15 protein-coding genes and 1 riboswitch are annotated in these 16,535 nt (G+C 66.4%); of the genes, 13 read left to right on the plus strand and 2 right to left on the minus strand.

The features are described 5' to 3' along the window. Positions 1 to 49 precede the first annotated feature (49 nt). Positions 50 to 176: riboswitch (TPP riboswitch) on the plus strand. Positions 177 to 278: 102 nt separating this feature from the next. Next, positions 279 to 2,156, plus strand: coding sequence for a phosphomethylpyrimidine synthase ThiC (gene thiC / locus PSK12I2_RS0122970; protein WP_027600242.1), 1,878 nt, complete (start codon positions 279 to 281; stop codon positions 2,154 to 2,156). A 216-nt stretch (positions 2,157 to 2,372) separates the two neighbouring features. Then, the gene (gene cytX / locus PSK12I2_RS0122975; protein WP_027600243.1) at positions 2,373 to 3,635 is read left to right on the plus strand and encodes a putative hydroxymethylpyrimidine transporter CytX; all 1,263 of its coding nucleotides are present in this window, start codon (positions 2,373 to 2,375) and stop codon (positions 3,633 to 3,635) included. A 329-nt stretch (positions 3,636 to 3,964) separates the two neighbouring features. Here the strand turns inward: cytX and PSK12I2_RS0122980 are convergent, their stop codons facing one another. After that, the gene (locus tag PSK12I2_RS0122980; RefSeq protein WP_027600244.1) at positions 3,965 to 4,714 is read right to left on the minus strand and encodes an RsiV family protein; all 750 of its coding nucleotides are present in this window, start codon (positions 4,712 to 4,714) and stop codon (positions 3,965 to 3,967) included. A 186-nt stretch (positions 4,715 to 4,900) separates the two neighbouring features. Here PSK12I2_RS0122980 and PSK12I2_RS0122985 point away from each other — a divergent pair, with 186 nt between their 5' ends. The 8 genes from PSK12I2_RS0122985 to PSK12I2_RS0123020 all read left to right on the plus strand — a co-directional run bounded on the left by PSK12I2_RS0122985 (position 4,901) and on the right by PSK12I2_RS0123020 (position 13,400). Further along, positions 4,901 to 5,521, plus strand: coding sequence for an NUDIX domain-containing protein (locus PSK12I2_RS0122985; RefSeq protein ID WP_007162102.1), 621 nt, complete (start codon positions 4,901 to 4,903; stop codon positions 5,519 to 5,521). Continuing rightward, positions 5,512 to 5,967 (plus strand): DUF1249 domain-containing protein, encoded by a 456-nt coding sequence (locus PSK12I2_RS0122990; protein WP_007162101.1) that lies wholly within the window; start codon positions 5,512 to 5,514, stop codon positions 5,965 to 5,967. Before PSK12I2_RS0122985 ends, PSK12I2_RS0122990 begins: the two co-directional genes overlap by 10 nt. A 139-nt stretch (positions 5,968 to 6,106) precedes the next feature. Next, complete coding sequence (cpdA, locus tag PSK12I2_RS0122995; RefSeq protein ID WP_037008052.1) at positions 6,107 to 6,913, plus strand: 3',5'-cyclic-AMP phosphodiesterase; 807 nt, start codon at positions 6,107 to 6,109, stop codon at positions 6,911 to 6,913. Positions 6,914 to 7,006: 93 nt separating this feature from the next. Then, complete coding sequence (locus PSK12I2_RS0123000) at positions 7,007 to 7,615, plus strand: YqiA/YcfP family alpha/beta fold hydrolase (RefSeq protein WP_027600246.1); 609 nt, start codon at positions 7,007 to 7,009, stop codon at positions 7,613 to 7,615. 7 nt (positions 7,616 to 7,622) lie between these two features. Continuing rightward, positions 7,623 to 9,521 carry a DNA topoisomerase IV subunit B gene (parE, locus tag PSK12I2_RS0123005; RefSeq protein WP_027600247.1) on the plus strand — a complete coding sequence of 633 codons (1,899 nt, stop codon included), beginning with the start codon at positions 7,623 to 7,625 and terminating at the stop codon, positions 9,519 to 9,521. Between the two features lie 154 nt (positions 9,522 to 9,675). Continuing rightward, positions 9,676 to 11,928, plus strand: coding sequence for a DNA topoisomerase IV subunit A (gene parC / locus PSK12I2_RS0123010; RefSeq protein ID WP_027600248.1), 2,253 nt, complete (start codon positions 9,676 to 9,678; stop codon positions 11,926 to 11,928). 85 nt (positions 11,929 to 12,013) lie between these two features. Next, complete coding sequence (locus tag PSK12I2_RS0123015) at positions 12,014 to 12,721, plus strand: membrane integrity-associated transporter subunit PqiC (RefSeq protein WP_027600249.1); 708 nt, start codon at positions 12,014 to 12,016, stop codon at positions 12,719 to 12,721. Between the two features lie 88 nt (positions 12,722 to 12,809). Beyond that, positions 12,810 to 13,400 (plus strand): LON peptidase substrate-binding domain-containing protein, encoded by a 591-nt coding sequence (locus PSK12I2_RS0123020; protein ID WP_007162095.1) that lies wholly within the window; start codon positions 12,810 to 12,812, stop codon positions 13,398 to 13,400. Positions 13,401 to 13,731: 331 nt separating this feature from the next. Here the strand turns inward: PSK12I2_RS0123020 and PSK12I2_RS0123025 are convergent, their stop codons facing one another. Continuing rightward, positions 13,732 to 14,271, minus strand: a complete 540-nt coding sequence (locus PSK12I2_RS0123025) for a type 1 glutamine amidotransferase domain-containing protein (RefSeq protein WP_027600250.1) — start codon at positions 14,269 to 14,271, stop codon at positions 13,732 to 13,734. Positions 14,272 to 14,491: 220 nt separating this feature from the next. Here PSK12I2_RS0123025 and PSK12I2_RS0123030 point away from each other — a divergent pair, with 220 nt between their 5' ends. From PSK12I2_RS0123030 to PSK12I2_RS0123040, 3 genes are read left to right on the plus strand one after another with little or no spacing between them, the layout of a single operon-like run. Next, positions 14,492 to 15,316: an HDOD domain-containing protein gene (locus tag PSK12I2_RS0123030; protein WP_161796604.1), complete on the plus strand. Its 825-nt coding sequence runs from the start codon at positions 14,492 to 14,494 to the stop codon at positions 15,314 to 15,316. Between the two features lie 26 nt (positions 15,317 to 15,342). Then, complete coding sequence (gene mutM, locus PSK12I2_RS0123035) at positions 15,343 to 16,155, plus strand: bifunctional DNA-formamidopyrimidine glycosylase/DNA-(apurinic or apyrimidinic site) lyase (protein ID WP_027600251.1); 813 nt, start codon at positions 15,343 to 15,345, stop codon at positions 16,153 to 16,155. Further along, positions 16,152 to 16,526 (plus strand): cytochrome c family protein, encoded by a 375-nt coding sequence (locus tag PSK12I2_RS0123040; protein ID WP_027600252.1) that lies wholly within the window; start codon positions 16,152 to 16,154, stop codon positions 16,524 to 16,526. The genes mutM and PSK12I2_RS0123040 overlap by 4 nt, the downstream gene beginning before the upstream one ends. Positions 16,527 to 16,535 lie beyond the last annotated feature (9 nt).

Consider the following 16,535-nt stretch of genomic DNA (forward strand, 5'->3'; position numbering starts at 1 on the left):
GAGAGGAAATAGCGGTCGAAGTTTCTGCCGCTCTGGGTTTACACTGGCCGCGTTCTTGTCGGGGTGCGCTACGAGGCGCTGAGATCGGGTAGTCCCGGATCCCGTTGAACCTGATCAGGCTAGGCGCGCCGCATGGCGGTGCGTCAACCTGCGTAGGGAACAAGAGGGCGTCCGCAGCCTTATTCCGTGGTCGCCATCCGTCCGGGCTTGCCTCTTCTCGCGTGCCCACCCTTCGTCCAGGTTCTTCCCTCGGCAACGCGCCCACCAGGAGAGCCTCGATGAACAAGCAGAACAACGTCACCGATTTCACCCGCGTCGACCGCCAGTCCACCCAACCGTTGCCCAATTCGCGCAAGGTCTACCTGACCGGCTCGCGCCCCGACATCCGCGTGCCGGTGCGGGAAATTTCCCTGGCCGACACCCCCACCGCCTTCGGCGGCGAACAGAACGCCCCGGTATTCGTCTACGACACCTCCGGTCCCTACACCGACCCGGCGGCGCGCATCGACCTGCGCAAGGGCCTGCCGGACGTGCGTTCGCGCTGGATCGAAGAGCGTGGCGACACCGAACTGCTGGCCGGGCTCTCTTCCGAGTTCGGCCAGGCGCGCCTGGCCGATCCGAGTCTCGCCGCCCTGAGATTCGACCTGGCGCGCCAGCCGCGGCGGGCCAAGGCCGGGCGCAACGTCTCCCAAATGCACTATGCCCGCCAGGGCATCGTCACCCCGGAGATGGAATACATCGCCATCCGCGAGAACATGAAGCTGCAGGAAGCCCGCGCCGCCGGTCTGCTCGGCAACCAGCACCGTGGCCAGAGTTTCGGCGCCAGCATCCCCCAGGAGATCACCCCCGAATTCGTCCGCGACGAGGTGGCCCGTGGTCGCGCCATCATCCCGGCCAATATCAACCACCTGGAGCTGGAGCCGATGATCATCGGCCGCAACTTCCTGGTGAAGATCAACGGCAACATCGGCAACAGTGCCCTGGGTTCCTCTATCGAGGAAGAGGTGGAAAAGCTGACCTGGGGCATCCGCTGGGGCGCCGACACCGTGATGGACCTGTCCACCGGCAAGCACATCCACGAGACCCGCGAGTGGATCATCCGCAACTCGCCGGTCCCCATTGGCACCGTGCCCATCTACCAGGCCCTGGAAAAGGTCGGCGGCGTCGCCGAGGAACTGACCTGGGAGCTGTTCCGCGACACCCTCATCGAACAGGCGGAGCAGGGCGTGGACTACTTCACCATCCACGCCGGGGTGCGCCTGCACTACGTGCCCCTGACCGCCAAGCGCGTCACCGGCATCGTCTCCCGCGGCGGCTCCATCATGGCCAAGTGGTGCCTGGCGCACCACAAGGAGAACTTCCTCTACACCCACTTCGAAGACATTTGCGAAATCATGCAGGCCTACGACGTGAGCTTCTCCCTGGGTGATGGCCTGCGCCCTGGCTCCATCGCCGACGCCAACGACGCCGCCCAGTTCGGCGAACTGGAAACCCTCGGCGAGCTGACCAAGATCGCCTGGAAGCACGACGTCCAGACCATGATCGAAGGCCCCGGCCACGTGCCCATGCAGCTGATCAAGGAAAACATGGACAAGCAGCTGGAGTGCTGCGACGAAGCGCCGTTCTATACCCTCGGCCCGCTGACCACCGACATCGCCCCCGGCTACGACCACATCACCAGCGGCATCGGCGCCGCCATGATCGGCTGGTTCGGTTGCGCCATGCTCTGCTACGTGACGCCCAAGGAGCACCTCGGCCTGCCCAACAAGGACGACGTCAAGACCGGCATCATCACCTACAAGATCGCCGCCCATGCCGCCGACCTGGCCAAGGGGCATCCCGGCGCCCAGATCCGCGACAACGCCCTGTCCAAGGCGCGTTTCGAATTCCGCTGGGAAGACCAGTTCAACCTGGGCCTGGACCCGGACACGGCGCGCGCCTTCCACGACGAGACCCTGCCCAAGGACTCGGCCAAGGTGGCGCACTTCTGCTCCATGTGTGGACCCAAGTTCTGCTCCATGAAGATCACCCAGGAAGTCCGCGACTACGCCAAGGAAAACGGCCTGACCGACGAGCAGAAGGCCATCGAGGCCGGCTTCCAGGAACAGGCGGCGCGCTTCAAGGACGAAGGCGGCGTGATCTACAAGCAGGTCTGAAAATCGTAGGTTGGGCTGAGCGCAGCGAAGCCCAACAATGCCCAGATCGATCCCGCACTGTTGGGCTTCGACGGTAGAGCCGTCTCAGCCCAACCTACGTCTGCTAGGCCAGCACCCTGTTTCCGTAGGTTGGCGCTGAGCCCAGCGAAGCCCAACAGTGCCCAACGCCAACCAACGACGTTGGGCGTCCTCAACCCCTTATCCACGAGACCCATCATGGCCCAGGCCCCCGGCCTCTATACCCCCACCGTCCCCGTTCCGGCGGACCGCCGCATCCTTGGCGGGCGCGACCTCTTCACCCTCTGGTTCTCCCTCGGCATCGGCCTGATGGTGGCCCAGGCCGGCGCGCTGCTGGCGCCCGGACTGGGCCTGGCCGATGGCCTGCTGGTGCTGGTGCTCGGCACCGCGGTCGGGGTGCTGCTGCTGGCCGCTGCCGGCCTGGTGGGCAGCGACACGGGCCTCGCCGGCATGACCGCCCTGGGCCAGAGTCTCGGTCAGCGCGGCGCGCTGTTGCCGGCGGTGCTCAACATCACCCAGCTGATCGGCTGGGGCGCCTTCGAACTGGTGGTGATGCGCGAGGCGGCCAGCGTGCTGCTGGGCAGCTGGGGCCTGCAGGGCTGGGCCTCGCCGGTGCTCTGGACCCTGGTCTTCGGCGCCCTGGCCACGGCCCTGGCGGTGGCCGGTCCGCTGACCTTCGTCCGCCGCTTTCTCAGTCGCTGGGGCATCTGGCTGCTGCTCGGCGCCTGCACCTGGCTGACCCTGGATCTGTTCCTGCGCGCCGACCTGGCCGCGCTCTGGCAGCGCCCGGGCGACGGCTCCCTGAGCCAGGCCCTGGGCTTCGACCTGGTGGTGGCCATGCCGCTGTCCTGGTTGCCGGTGATCGCCGACTACACCCGCTTCGCCCGCACCGGCAGCAGCGCCGGGCGCGGCGTCATGCTGGGCTATTTCTGCGGCAACCTCTGGCTCATGGGCTTGGGCTTCGCCTATACCCTGGCCTTTGCCAGCGGCGGTGAAGCCGACGCCCTGCTGCGCGCCCTGGCCGTGGCCGGCCTCGGCCTGCCGCTGTTGCTGATCCTGCTGGACGAGTCGGAAAACGCCTTCGCCGCCTATCACTCGGCGGCGGTAGCCACGGGTTTCCTGGCCCAGGTGAAGATCTGGCAGCTGACCCTGGCCATCGGCATCCTCTGCACCCTGCTGGCGCTGCTGGTACCCCTGGCCCAGTACGAACACTTCCTGCTGCTGATCGGTTCGGTGTTCGCCCCGCTATTCGGCGTGGTGCTGGTGGATCACTTCCTGCTGCGCCGCCGCAAGGCCCCGCAGCGGGTACGGGCGCTGCGCGTGGAGTCCCTGATCGCCTGGGCCCTTGGCGTGGCCGTCTACCATCTGTTGCCGACCCTGCTCCCGGCCTGGGGCGCGACCCTGCCGGCCATCGTGGTGGCGGGGACTGCGCAGGCGCTGTTGGGATTGAAACGAGTTTAGCGTCCGGCCGTTGGGCTTCGCTGCGCTCAACCCAACCTACTCCTAACTGCCCCCTCTCCCGTCCGCGGGGGAGGGTCGGGGTGGGGGCAAGTCGGCACGCGTGGATGAGGCTGCGCCGTCATCCACCCTACGACTGAGCTGGATCTGTCGGGCTTCGCTGCGCTCAACCCAGCCTACGCCTAACTGCCCCCTCTCCCGCCTGCGGGGGAGGGTTGGGGTGGGGGTATCGCGGCCATGGGCCGCTCCTACAGAAGATCGAGTCCGCTGTAGGAGCGGCCCATGGCCGCGATCAAACCCAATTACGGCAGATGATTTCTGTTGACCAGGTCCTACGGCTGCCGCGCCTTGCCCCGGCCCGGGAAGTACTCGCCCTTGAGGATGCCATTGAGCTTGGGATAGGGGATCTTCAGTTCAGGATGGCCCATGGCGTAGGGGGCGATGCTGCCGATGTCGTACTTGAGCGTCAGGGCGCCGAAGTCCAGGGCCACGTTGTTGGTTTTTAGGAAGGGCCACTGCTGGCGGAATTCGGCATCGCCGACGTTGTTGCTGAGCATCCAGGCCTCACGGGAGAGCTGCGCCAGGCGCCAGAATTCGGCTTCCTGCCCCGGCACCAGCATGTCGCCCAGGGTGATCTGCCGGTCGAGATGGCGATCCCAGGTGACGAAGTCGCGGCCGGCCAGGCCATGGGCACCGCCGTTGGCCAGGTAGCTGGAGAATTCGATGATCACCAGGCCGTCATGCTGTTCACGCACCTTGGCCTGCAGATAGCTGCTCCAGCGTGGCTGGGCCTTGGCGAGGAAATCCCGCTCGTAGCTCTCCAGCGAAGCGGGGATGGGCGCGCCCGGCTCGGCGCGGGCCAGGCCCAGCAGGTGCCGCTGCACCAGGGCGTCCAGCGCCGGGTCGCCGAATTCCACGTAGTCGATGTTGATCAGCGGGCAGTCTTCGCCCTGGCAACCGGCCGGGCGGTGCTCCCAGGCCTGGTGGCGAGGCGTGAGGGGTTTGTCGAGCTTGGGGCCGAAGACGCTTTGGCAACCACCGAGCAACAGGCCGGCGAGCAGGAGGAGCGAGCGGATACGCATGGGATTCCTTGTCATGGAAACGGAGAACGACGGCTTTCGAACCCGTCTGGCCCCATAAGTTTGCCAGGGGCGGGCGGAGGTTTCCCGGCTTGTTGTCCTTTTCGCGACTTGGCGCGTCAGGGGCTGCACGCACGCAGGCGGCACGCTAGGATGATCTGATTACCTGCAATCAGCGCTGGAGCGCCCATGACCGAAGCCAACGAATCCCAGGCGCCCGCCGTTGAAATCCTGAGCCGCGAGATCTGCTTCCAGGGCTTCTACCGCATGGCCCGCTTCCGGCTGCGCCATCGCCAGTTCTCCGGTGCCCTGGGCCCGGAACTGGAACGCGAGGTCTTCGTGCGTCCCGATGCCGTCTGCGTGCTGCCCTACGACGCCGTGCGCGACGAGGTGGTGCTGATCGAGCAGTTTCGCGTCGGCGTCATGGAAAAGACCGCTCATCCCTGGCTGCTTGAGCCGGTGGCGGGCTTGGTGGACAAGCAGGGCGAGGCCGTCGAGGCGGTCGCTCATCGGGAAGCCGAGGAAGAAGCCGGGCTGACCTTGCAATCGCTCTGGCCCATCTCCACCTACTTCCCCTCGCCTGGCGGCAGTGACGAACAGGTCTATCTCTACCTGGGTCGCTGCAGCACCGCGGACGCCGGTGGCGTCCACGGCCTGGAAGAGGAGGGCGAGGACATTCGCGTCCATGTCTGGTCGCTGGACGAGGCACTGGCAGGGGTTCGCGACGGTCGAATCAATAACGCAGCGGCAATCATCGCCCTGCAATGGTTGGCGCTCAATCGCGCCGAGGTACGGGGGTTATGGGGCTGAAACTGCGAGATCGCTATCGGGTTGACCTGCCGGGCCTGCAGGCCACGTGCGAGGCCAACTACGTGCGGCTGATGCGGCTTCTGCCCAAGATGCGCGAAGCCGTGGTATCGCGCCGCGTCATGTTGTCGCAAGGCGAGCGCCCGCTGGGGGTGCTCGCGTTGGAAGTCACCGAGGCCTGTCCCTATACGACGGCCTTGCGGGTGCGCCAGGAACTGGGACTGCCCTGGTTGCCGGTGCCCGAACTGGAAGTGCGCGTCTATCACGATGCGCGGATGGCGGAAGTGGTGTCGGCCGGGGCCTCTCGGCACCTGCTCGGGCGCTATCCCTATCCCAATCAGGCGATGCATCAGCCTGACGAAAAGAGCCAGCTCAATCTGTTCCTCGGTGAGTGGCTGAGTCACTGCCTGGCCTGTGGCCACGAAGCTGAACCTATCCTGCAGCGATGAGCACTAGGGCGCAACGCTGACAGCCGCGGCTTCCCTCACGCGGTGCAAGCTGCGAAAATGTGAAGCATGCACGCAAGTTCCCGGGAACTTTTCTGCACCCTGCCTGCGCTCGTTGTCCCCTTATGCCTAGGAGGCTTTGGTGAGTTTGCCGGATAGTGTCAACGCTCCCCTCGTCGTCCAATTGACCGACAGTCATCTGTTTGCGCGCGCCAACGGTCGGTTGTTGGGTATCGATACGGCCGCCAGCCTGCAACAGGTGGTCGCCCAGGTGGTGCGGGAGCAGCCACGCATCGATCTGCTGCTGGCCAGCGGTGACCTCTCCCAGGACGGCTCCGTGGCCTCCTACCAGCGCTTTTGCGAGCTGACCGAGCCCCTGGCCGCGCCGATGCGCTGGCTGGCCGGCAACCATGACGAGAACGCGCCCATGGCCAAGGCCTGTGGCGATCGCGATTTCCTCGAGACGGTCACCGACCTGGGCGCCTGGCGCCTCATCCTGCTCGACAGCACCGTGCGCGGTTGCGTGTTCGGCGAACTGGAGCAGGCGCAGCTGGTCGCCCTGGACGAGGCCCTGAGCACCGCGCCCGAGCGTCCGGCGCTGATCTGCCTGCACCATCATCCGGTCCCGGTCGGCTGTGGCTGGATGGAGCCCCTGGGCCTGCACCGGGCGGACGAGCTGTTTGCCGTGCTGGATCGCCATCCCCAGGTCAGGGTGGTGCTCTGGGGGCATATCCACCAGGAGTTCGATCAGCTGCGCAACGGCGTGCGCCTGCTGGCCTCGCCTTCCACCGGTCTGCAATTCGAGCCGGGCAGCGAGGACTTCAAGGCCGGCGATCAGGCCCCGGGCTATCGCTGGTTACGCCTGCTGCCCGACGGCAACCTGGAAACCGGTGTCTCGCGCCTGCAACAGCATGCCTTCACGGTGGATCACAGCGCCGCGGGCTACTAGGGCTGTCGGGGCTGACGCCGGTCGGCAGCCTTGGTCGCGAGGGTCGAAACAGGTTATTCTCTACCTGTTTATTTATCCAGTAGGAGCGGCCCGATGCCGTCGATCCTCTATATCCATGGCTTCAACAGCTCACCCGCGTCCCTGAAGGCGCGGCAGCTGACCGCCTGCATGACCCGCCTGGGCCTCGCGGACCGTCTGCGCGCCCCGGCGCTGCCCAACGATGCCGACGCCGCCTTCGCCCTCCTGGAGCGCGAACTGGCCGAGCTGGACGCCCCCTTGCTGGTCGGCAGCTCCCTGGGCGGCTACTATGCCACCGTCCTGGCCGAGCGCCACGGGCTCAAGGCCGTGCTGATCAATCCGGCAGTCCGGCCCTGGCGCTTCATGGAGCATTACCTGGGCCCCCAGCGCAATCACCATACCGGCGAGAGCTGGATCCTCACCGAGGCCCACGTCGAGGCCATGCGGGCGCAGGAAGTCGCGGCGCCGGCGGATCCCGAGCGCTTCCACGTCTGGCTGCAGACCGGCGACGAGACCCTCGACTACCGCGACGCCGAGCGCTACTACGGCGCCTGCACCCTGCGCATCGAGCAGGGCGGCGACCACGGCTTCCAGGGCTTCCATCGCCAGCTGCCTCTGTTGCTGGAGCTGGCCGGCTTCGACCCGGCGCTCTGGCGCGAGCTGGATTTCAACACCTTCGAATAGAGACCCCATGGCCACGCAGAACGCCTATAACGCCGACGCCATCGAAGTCCTCTCCGGACTCGATCCGGTGCGCAAGCGCCCTGGCATGTACACCGACACCTCCCGGCCCAACCACCTGGCCCAGGAAGTCATCGACAACAGCGTGGACGAGGCCCTGGCCGGTCATGCGCGCCAGGTGCAGGTGATCCTGCACGCCGACAACTCCCTCGAGGTGATCGACGACGGTCGCGGCATGCCGGTGGACATCCATCCGGAAGAGGGCGTCTCCGGCGTCGAGCTGATCCTGACCAAGCTGCACGCCGGCGGCAAGTTCTCCAACAAGAACTACCAGTTCTCCGGCGGCCTGCACGGCGTGGGCATCTCGGTGGTGAACGCCCTGTCGACCCGCGTCGAGGTGCGCGTCAAGCGCGACGGCAACGAATACGCCATGGCCTTCGCCGACGGCTTCAAGGCCAGCGAACTGGCCGTGGTCGGCAGCGTCGGCAAGCGCAATACCGGCACCAGCGTGCACTTCTGGCCGGACCCCAAGTACTTCGATTCGCCCAAGTTTTCCGTCAGCCGCCTCAAGCACGTGCTCAAGGCCAAGGCGGTACTCTGCCCGGGCCTGGCGGTGAGCTTCTTCGACGAAGCCAGCGGCGAGCGCAGCGAATGGCATTACGAAGACGGGCTGAGATCCTATCTGATCGACACCGTGGGCGACGCCCTGCGGCTGCCCGAGGCCCCCTTCCACGGCAGCCTGGCTTCGGCCCGGGAAGCGGTGGACTGGGCGCTGTTCTGGCTGCCCGAGGGCGGCGAGTCGGTGCAGGAAAGCTACGTCAACCTGATTCCCACCGCCCAGGGCGGCACCCATGTGAACGGCCTGCGCCAGGGCCTGCTGGACGCCATCCGTGAATTCTGCGAATTCCGCAACCTCTTGCCGCGCGGCCTCAAGCTGGCCCCGGAAGACGTCTGGGAGCGCATCGCCTTCGTCCTCTCGATGAAGATGCAGGAGCCGCAGTTCTCCGGCCAGACCAAGGAGAGACTGTCCTCCCGCGAGGCCGCGGCCTTTGTCGCCGGGGTGGTCAAGGATGCCTTCAGCCTCTGGCTCAATGCCCATCCGGAACTGGGTCAGCAGATCGCCGAGCTGGCCATCAACAACGCCGGCCGCCGCCTCAAGGCGGGCAAGAAGGTCGAGCGCAAGAAGATCACCCAGGGCCCGGCGCTGCCTGGCAAGCTGGCCGATTGCGCCGGCCAGGACCCGATGCGCTCCGAGCTGTTCCTGGTGGAGGGCGACTCCGCCGGCGGCAGTGCCAAGCAGGCGCGCAGCAAGGAATTCCAGGCCATCATGCCGCTGCGCGGCAAGATTCTGAACACCTGGGAAGTGGACGGCAGCGAGGTGCTGGGCAGCCAGGAGGTGCACGACATCGCCGTGGCCATCGGCATCGATCCGGGCAGCGCCGACCTGAGCGGCCTGAGATACGGCAAGATCTGCATCCTCGCCGATGCCGACTCCGACGGCCTGCACATCGCCACCCTGCTGTGCGCCCTGTTCGTGCAGCACTTCCGGCCGCTGGTGGATGCCGGTCACGTCTATGTGGCCATGCCGCCGCTGTACCGCATCGACCTGGGCAAGGAGGTGCACTACGCCCTCGACGAAGCCGAGCGCGATGGCATCCTCGATCGCCTGGCCGCGGAGAAGAAGCGCGGCAAGCCCCAGGTGACCCGCTTCAAGGGCCTTGGCGAGATGAATCCGCTGCAGCTGCGCGAGACCACCATGGATCCCAATACCCGCCGCCTGGTACAGCTGACCCTCGAAGACGTGCCCGGCACCCTCGAGATGATGGATATGCTGCTGGCCAAGAAGCGATCCGGCGACCGCAAGAGCTGGCTGGAATCCAAGGGCGACCGCGCTGAAGTGCTGATCTAAATATGTTGGCTGTGCTTATCGCGGCCATGGCGGTTAGCCGCAGCGACCGCTCCTACGGTCTCCATCGCCCCTGTAGGAGCGGCCGCTTCGGCGGACCGCCACGGCCGCGATGGACACGACACCCCGATCAAAGACGTAACACCAAAGGATTCCCATGAGTGCACCCCTCGACCTGAGCCTGGATGGCGTCGAACGCCGTTCGCTGGCCGACTTCACCGAGCAGGCGTACCTGAACTACTCCATGTACGTCATCATGGACCGCGCCCTGCCGCACATCGGCGACGGCCTCAAGCCGGTCCAGCGCCGCATCGTCTATGCCATGAGCGAACTGGGCCTGGACGCCGACGCCAAGCACAAGAAGTCCGCCCGTACCGTGGGCGACGTCCTCGGTAAATACCACCCCCACGGCGACTCGGCCTGCTACGAAGCCATGGTGCTCATGGCCCAGCCGTTTTCCTATCGCTATCCGCTGGTGGATGGCCAGGGCAATTGGGGCGCGCCGGACGATCCCAAATCCTTTGCCGCCATGCGCTATACCGAGGCGCGGCTGTCGCGCTATTCCGAGGTGCTGCTCAGCGAACTGGGGCAGGGCACCGTGGACTGGGTACCCAACTTCGACGGCACCCTGAACGAGCCGGCGGTGCTGCCGGCACGCCTGCCCAATCTGCTGCTCAACGGCACCACCGGCATCGCCGTGGGCATGGCCACCGACATCCCGCCGCACAACCTGCGCGAGGTGGCCGCCGCCTGCGTGCGCCTGCTGGACGACCCCATCGCCGGGATTCCCGAGCTGCTCGAACACGTGCCCGGTCCGGACTTCCCCACCGAGGCCGAGATCGTCACGCCGCGGGCCGACCTGCGCAAGATCTACGAGACCGGTCGCGGCTCGGTGCGCATGCGCGCCGTCTACCGCCGCGAGGACGGCGACGTGGTCATCACCGCGCTGCCGCACCAGGTCTCCGGTTCCAAGGTGCTGGAGCAGATCGCCGCCCAGATGCAGGCCAAGAAGCTGCCCATGGTGGCCGACCTGCGCGACGAGTCGGACCATGAGAATCCGACCCGCATCGTCATCGTGCCGCGCTCCAATCGCATCGATGCCGACGAGCTGATGCAGCACCTGTTCGCCACCACCGATCTGGAGTCCAGCTACCGGGTCAACCTCAACGTCATCGGTCTGGACGGCAAGCCCCAGGTCAAGGATCTCCGGCAGATCCTCCAGGAGTGGCTGATCTATCGCATCGGCACCGTACGCCGTCGCCTGCAGTTCCGCCTGGACAAGGTCAATCGCCGCCTGCATCTGCTGGATGGCCTGCTGGTCGCCTTCCTCAATCTGGACGAGGTGATCCACATCATCCGCACCGAGGAGCATCCCAAGCAGGCGCTGATGGCCCGCTTCGAGCTCTCCGAGGAACAGGCCGACTACATTCTGGAAACTCGGCTGCGCCAACTGGCGCGGCTGGAAGAGATGAAGATCCGTGGCGAACAGGCCGAGCTGCTCAAGGAGCAGAAGCGCCTGCAGACCCTGCTGGGCAGCGACAAGAAGCTGCGCAACCTGGTCCGCGACGAACTGATCAAGGACGCCGAGACCTATGGCGACGCGCGACGCTCGCCCATCGTCGAGCGTGCCGAAGCCAAGGCCTTGTCCGAAACCGAACTCATGCCCACCGAGCCGGTGACCGTGGTGCTGTCCGAGAAGGGCTGGGTGCGCCAGGCCAAAGGGCACGACGTCGATCCGACCGGGCTGTCCTACAAGGCCGGCGACGGCTTCAAGGCGGCGGCCCTGGGCCGCTCCAACCAGTTCGCCGTGTTCATCGATTCCACCGGGCGCAGCTATTCGGTGGCCGCCCATTCGCTGCCGTCGGCGCGTGGCCAGGGCGAGCCCCTGACCGGCCGCCTGACGCCGCCGCCGGGCGCCAGCTTCGAATGCCTGTTGCTGCCGGACGACAGCGGTCTCTATGTCATGGCCTCGGACGCCGGCTACGGCTTCGTGGTCAAGGGCGAGGACCTGCAAGCCAAGAACAAGGCCGGCAAGGCGCTGATCAGCCTGCCCAACGGTGCCAAGGTGCTGCCGCCCAAGCCGGTGGCGTCCCTGGAGGACACCTCTCTCGCGGTGGTCACCAACGAGGGACGGTTGCTGGTGTTCGCCATCAGCGAACTGCCGCAACTGGCCAAGGGCAAGGGCAACAAGCTGATCTCCATCCCTGGCGAGCGGGTCGCCAAGCGCGAGGAATACGTGGTCGATCTGGCCGTGGTGCCGGCCGGCGCCTCCCTCACGCTGCAGGCCGGCAAACGGCCCTATACCCTCAAGGGCAGCGATCTGGAGCACTACCGGGCCGAGCGCGGTCGGCGCGGCAACAAGTTGCCGCGGGGCTTCCAGCGGGTGGACTCGCTGCAGGTGGAAGCTTGAGCCGCCCGCGGTCAGCCGCTAGCATAGCCCGGATTTTTTCGACCAGGACTCGCCGGGCCGTGGCGCCCGTCGAGAGAGAGCCTCGATGAAACGGATGTGTCTCGCCAGGCTGGCGCTCGTTGGCCTGCTGGCCGGCCTGGGTGGCTGTGCCAGCCTCGGCCCCAGCCACTACTATCAGCTCGATGGCGGCAATGCGCGTACGCCCGCGAGCAGCGAGCGTGGTCTTGCCGTGTGGATCGAAAACCTGCAGCTGGCCGACTACCTGCAGCGCGATGTCCTGCTGGAACGCCAGCCCGACGGCAGTCTCAAGACCACCCGCGATCACTGGGCCGGGCCGCTCGACGCAAACGTGCGCCAGTTGCTGCAGCGCCAGCTCGCCGGTCGCCTCAACAGCGGTCGGGTGGTGGTGGGTGAACAACCCGCCGGCTTCGATCCGCAGTACCGGGTGGGACTGGTGGTGACCCGCCTCGATGCCGGTGACCAGGCGCCTGCCGCCCTCGACGCCAGCTGGCAACTGCGCGACGGCCAGGGTCGTCTGCTGGACACCGAGGTGGTCCACCTGCAGGCTCGTCATGCAGGTGATCGCGCGGCCCAGGTGCGCGCCCAGAGCGAATTGCTGCAACAGCTGTCGGCGCGGCTGGCCACCGATCTCACCAAGGTCGCCCAGCGCGGCCGGCGTGACAGCGAAGTGGCGCGCAAGGAACCGAAGAAACTCGTGGAAGAGGCCCAGGCCCGGCCGACGCTGCCGGCCGTGGTGCCCATCCGCACCGGCGCCGAGGTCTATCGCTTCTGATCCGCAAGGCTCCCGCGCGTCGCCGCGCGGGAGCCTTCGGCGGCGCGCGACGCTCTATCCAGCAGGACCCTCAAGCCCCGGAGGTTTCATGACGCTGCCCCTGTTTCCGCTCAACACCACCCTGTTTCCCGGCTGCCGCCTCGACCTGCAGCTGTTCGAAGCCCGCTACCTGGACATGCTCGGCCGCTGCCTCAAGCAGGGCAGCAGCTTTGGCGTGGTGACCATCCTCGAAGGCCGCGAGACCGGTGCCGCGCCGAATCGCCTGGGCGCCTACGGCTGCGAGGCGCTGATCCGCGACTGGCAGCAGCAGAGCAATGGCCTGCTGGGTATCCGCATCGAAGGCGGACGGCGCTTTCGCCTGCTGAGCCAGGAAGAGCAACCCGACCATCTGGTGGTGGGGGAGGTGGAGTGGCTTCCGGAGACCGAGCCCCAGCCGCTGCGCGATGGCGACGCCGATCTGATGGCGCTGCTGGTGGCCCTGGCCCAGCACCCCATGGTCGCCAGCCTGGACATGGGGGGCGAAGTCGCCGACCGCCAGGCCCTGGGTTGCCAGCTGGCCTATCTGCTGCCGTTCGAGGCGCACCTCAAGCTCGAATGGCTGGGCCTGAGCGACCAGGGTCAGCGCCTGGCCGACATCGAGCGCCATCTGGTGGATTTGCAGGGTGATTTCCAGGCCTAAGAGCCTGTTCATAATCTGCTGCGCGTCGGCCAAACCGCGTTGAAAACACCCTGGATCGCCAGCCCCGCCTGGGCGGCCCCGTCGCAATGCTCATTTACCCTATGTAAACCCGGGCGCGGGTCCGATCCGCTTCCTCAGGCGTTTTTGCGGGGCCGCCTAGGCCTTGTTTGGCTCTAGCTCGCAAGATTCTGAACAGGCTCCGGGCCAAACGCCGGGCAAAAGAAAGCCCGCCGGGCAGGGCGGGCTAAAAGTGCTTTGGGGGCACTGGATAAGACCCTGGCACTTTGCCATAAGTTCAGTCTTATGAGATCAAAGTGCCAGTCTCGATGGCTCAGCCTGCCAGCAGCTTGATGAACTCGCGATTGAAGGCCGGGATGTCGTCCGGCTTGCGGCTGCTCACCAGTTGGCCATCGACGATGACCTCCTGGTCCTGCCAGGTGGCGCCGGCATTCTTGAGGTCGTCGGTCAGCGACGGCCAACTGGTCATGGTCTTGCCCTGCACCAGGCCGGCGGAGATCAGCAGCCAGGCACCGTGGCAGATGACGGCGACCGGCTTGCCGGCGTCGGCGATCTGCTTGGTCAGCTGCTGGGCCTGTTCGTCGATGCGGATGGTGTCGGCGTTGACCACGCCGCCGGGCAGCAGCACGGCGTCATAGTCACCGGCATTGGCCGCGGCGAAGGTGAGGTCCACCGGAAAGCTGTCGGCCGGCTCGGTGCCGTCCCAGCCGCGCACTTCGCCGCTCTCGGCGGAGATGATGTGGGTCTGGGCGCCGGCCTGCTCCAGCGCCTGCTTGGGGCCGGTGAGTTCGGCCTGCTCGAAGCCGTCGGTGACCAGGATGGCGATTTTCTTGCCGTTCAGGGATGTAGCCATGGTTGCGCATACCTCTATGGACATTCGGTCGGGCTAGCCTTTTGCCAGCGCTCTCTAGTCCGTCCCGCTTTGCCTCCCCGAAGTTCCTTCGTCGCGCCCGATGGCATCGCCGGGCGGTGCGGAGTAAATTTGCGACATCCATCGCAGAGTAGTCCCCATGTCCCAAGCGTCCCCTCAGCTGACCGAGGAGCAGATCCGTCAGGCCCTGCAAGGCATCAGCATTCCCCCGCAGCCGCAGATCATGGTGGATCTGCAACTCGAACAGCTCATGCCCAGCCCCGATCTCAAGGTCATCTCGCGCCTGATCGGCCAGGACCCGGGGCTCTCGGGTGCCCTGCTCAAGCTGGTGAACTCGCCGTATTTCGGCCTCAGCAATCGCATCACCTCGATCCAGCGGGCGGTCAATCTGCTGGGCAGCCAGTCGGTCATCAACCTGATCAACGCCCAGTCGATCAAGGGCGAGCTCACCGACGAGACCATCGTCATCCTCAACCGCTTCTGGGACACCGCCCAGGACGTGGCCGAGACCTGCCTGAGCCTGGCCAAGAAGACCGGCTATCCGACCCCGGACGAGGCCTACGCCCTGGGTCTGTTCCACAACTGCGGCATCCCGCTGATGCTCAAGCGCTTCCCCAACTACATGGCGGTGCTGGAAGAGGCCTATGCCAGCGTCAACGAGCAGGTACGGGTGGTGGATGTGGAGAATCGCATCTTCAGCACCAACCACGCCGTGGTGGGCTATTTCATCTCCCGCTCCTGGCGCCTGCCGGAGCACGTCGGCCAGGCCATCGCCAACCACCACAACGCCCAGTCGGTCTTTGACGAGGAGTCGACCACCGACATCCAGATCAAGAATCTGCTGGCCCTGCTGAAGATGGCCGAACACATCTGCGGCTGCTATCGCGCCCTCGGTGGCCAGGACGAGGATCACGAGTGGCAGGCCATCGCCCCGCGGGTGCTGGATCACGTCGGCCTGTCCGAGTACGACTTCGAGTCGCTCAAGGAGACCATCCTTGAAATGGGCAGCGGTCGGATCAATTACTAAGGCACCCGCAAGCCTCCTGGATCCTCATGCCCGAATTACCTGAAGTCGAAACCACCCGCCGGGGCATCGCGCCTCATGTCGTCGGTCAGCGCGTGCGCCGGGTCATCGTCCGCGATGGCCGGCTGCGCTGGCCGGTGCCCGAGGACCTGGACGTACGCCTTTCCGGGCAGCGCATCGAGGCCGTCGAGCGGCGGGCCAAGTACCTGCTGATCCGCGCCGAGAGCGGCACCCTGATCGGCCACCTGGGCATGTCCGGCAGCCTGCGCCTGGTGCCGGCCGACCAGCCGCCGGCCAAGCACGAGCACGTCGACATCGAGCTGGAATCCGGGTTGTCGCTGCGCTACACCGATCCCCGGCGTTTCGGCGCGCTGCTCTGGACCCAGGATCCCCATGCCCATGTGCTGCTCAGCAAGCTGGGCCCCGAGCCCCTGACCGAGGCCTTCGACGGCGGTCGGCTGTACGAGCTGTCGCGCGGACGCAGCATGGCGGTCAAGCCCTTCATCATGGACAACGCCGTGGTGGTGGGGGTGGGCAACATCTACGCCGCCGAGGCGCTGTTCGCCGCCGGTATCGATCCCCGCCGCGCCGCCGGCAGCGTTTCCCGGGCGCGCTACGACCGCCTGGCCGAAGAGATCAAGAAGGTGCTGGCGCGCTCCATCGAGAGTGGCGGCACCACCCTGCGCGATTTCATCGGCGGGGACGGGGCGCCGGGCTATTTCAAGCAGGAATTGTTCGTCTACGGCCGCAAGGGCGAATTCTGCAAGGTCTGCGGGACGGGATTGCAGGAGATCCGCCTCGGCCAGCGCGCCAGCGTCTATTGCCGCAAGTGCCAGCGATGAAGACCCTGGCCGTGGTGGTCCTGCTGACGCTGCTGGGCGGGGAGGCGGCCTGGGCGGATGCCGACAACGGCCGCAACCTCTTCCTGCGCCGCTGCCACAACTGCCATTCGGTGGGGCCGGGCGCCCAGTCCGGCTTTGGCCCCCAGCTCAATGACCTCTTTGGTCGTCAGGCCGGGAGTCTGGCCGGCTACAACTACTCCGAAGCCATGCGCAATGCCGGCTTCGCCTGGGATCGCGAGGCCCTGGCGGCCTTTCTGCGCGATCCCGAACAGAAGGTGCCGGGGACCAAGATGAGATTCTGGGGCATCGGCGATGCCGAGGATCTGGGCGACATCGCCGACTACCTGCAGACCCAGCACAGCATTCCTTAGAACCTGTTC

The organism is Pseudomonas sp. MOIL14HWK12:I2 (assembly GCF_000510745.1).
In the GTDB taxonomy this organism is placed as follows: domain Bacteria; phylum Pseudomonadota; class Gammaproteobacteria; order Pseudomonadales; family Pseudomonadaceae; genus Chryseomonas; species Chryseomonas oryzihabitans.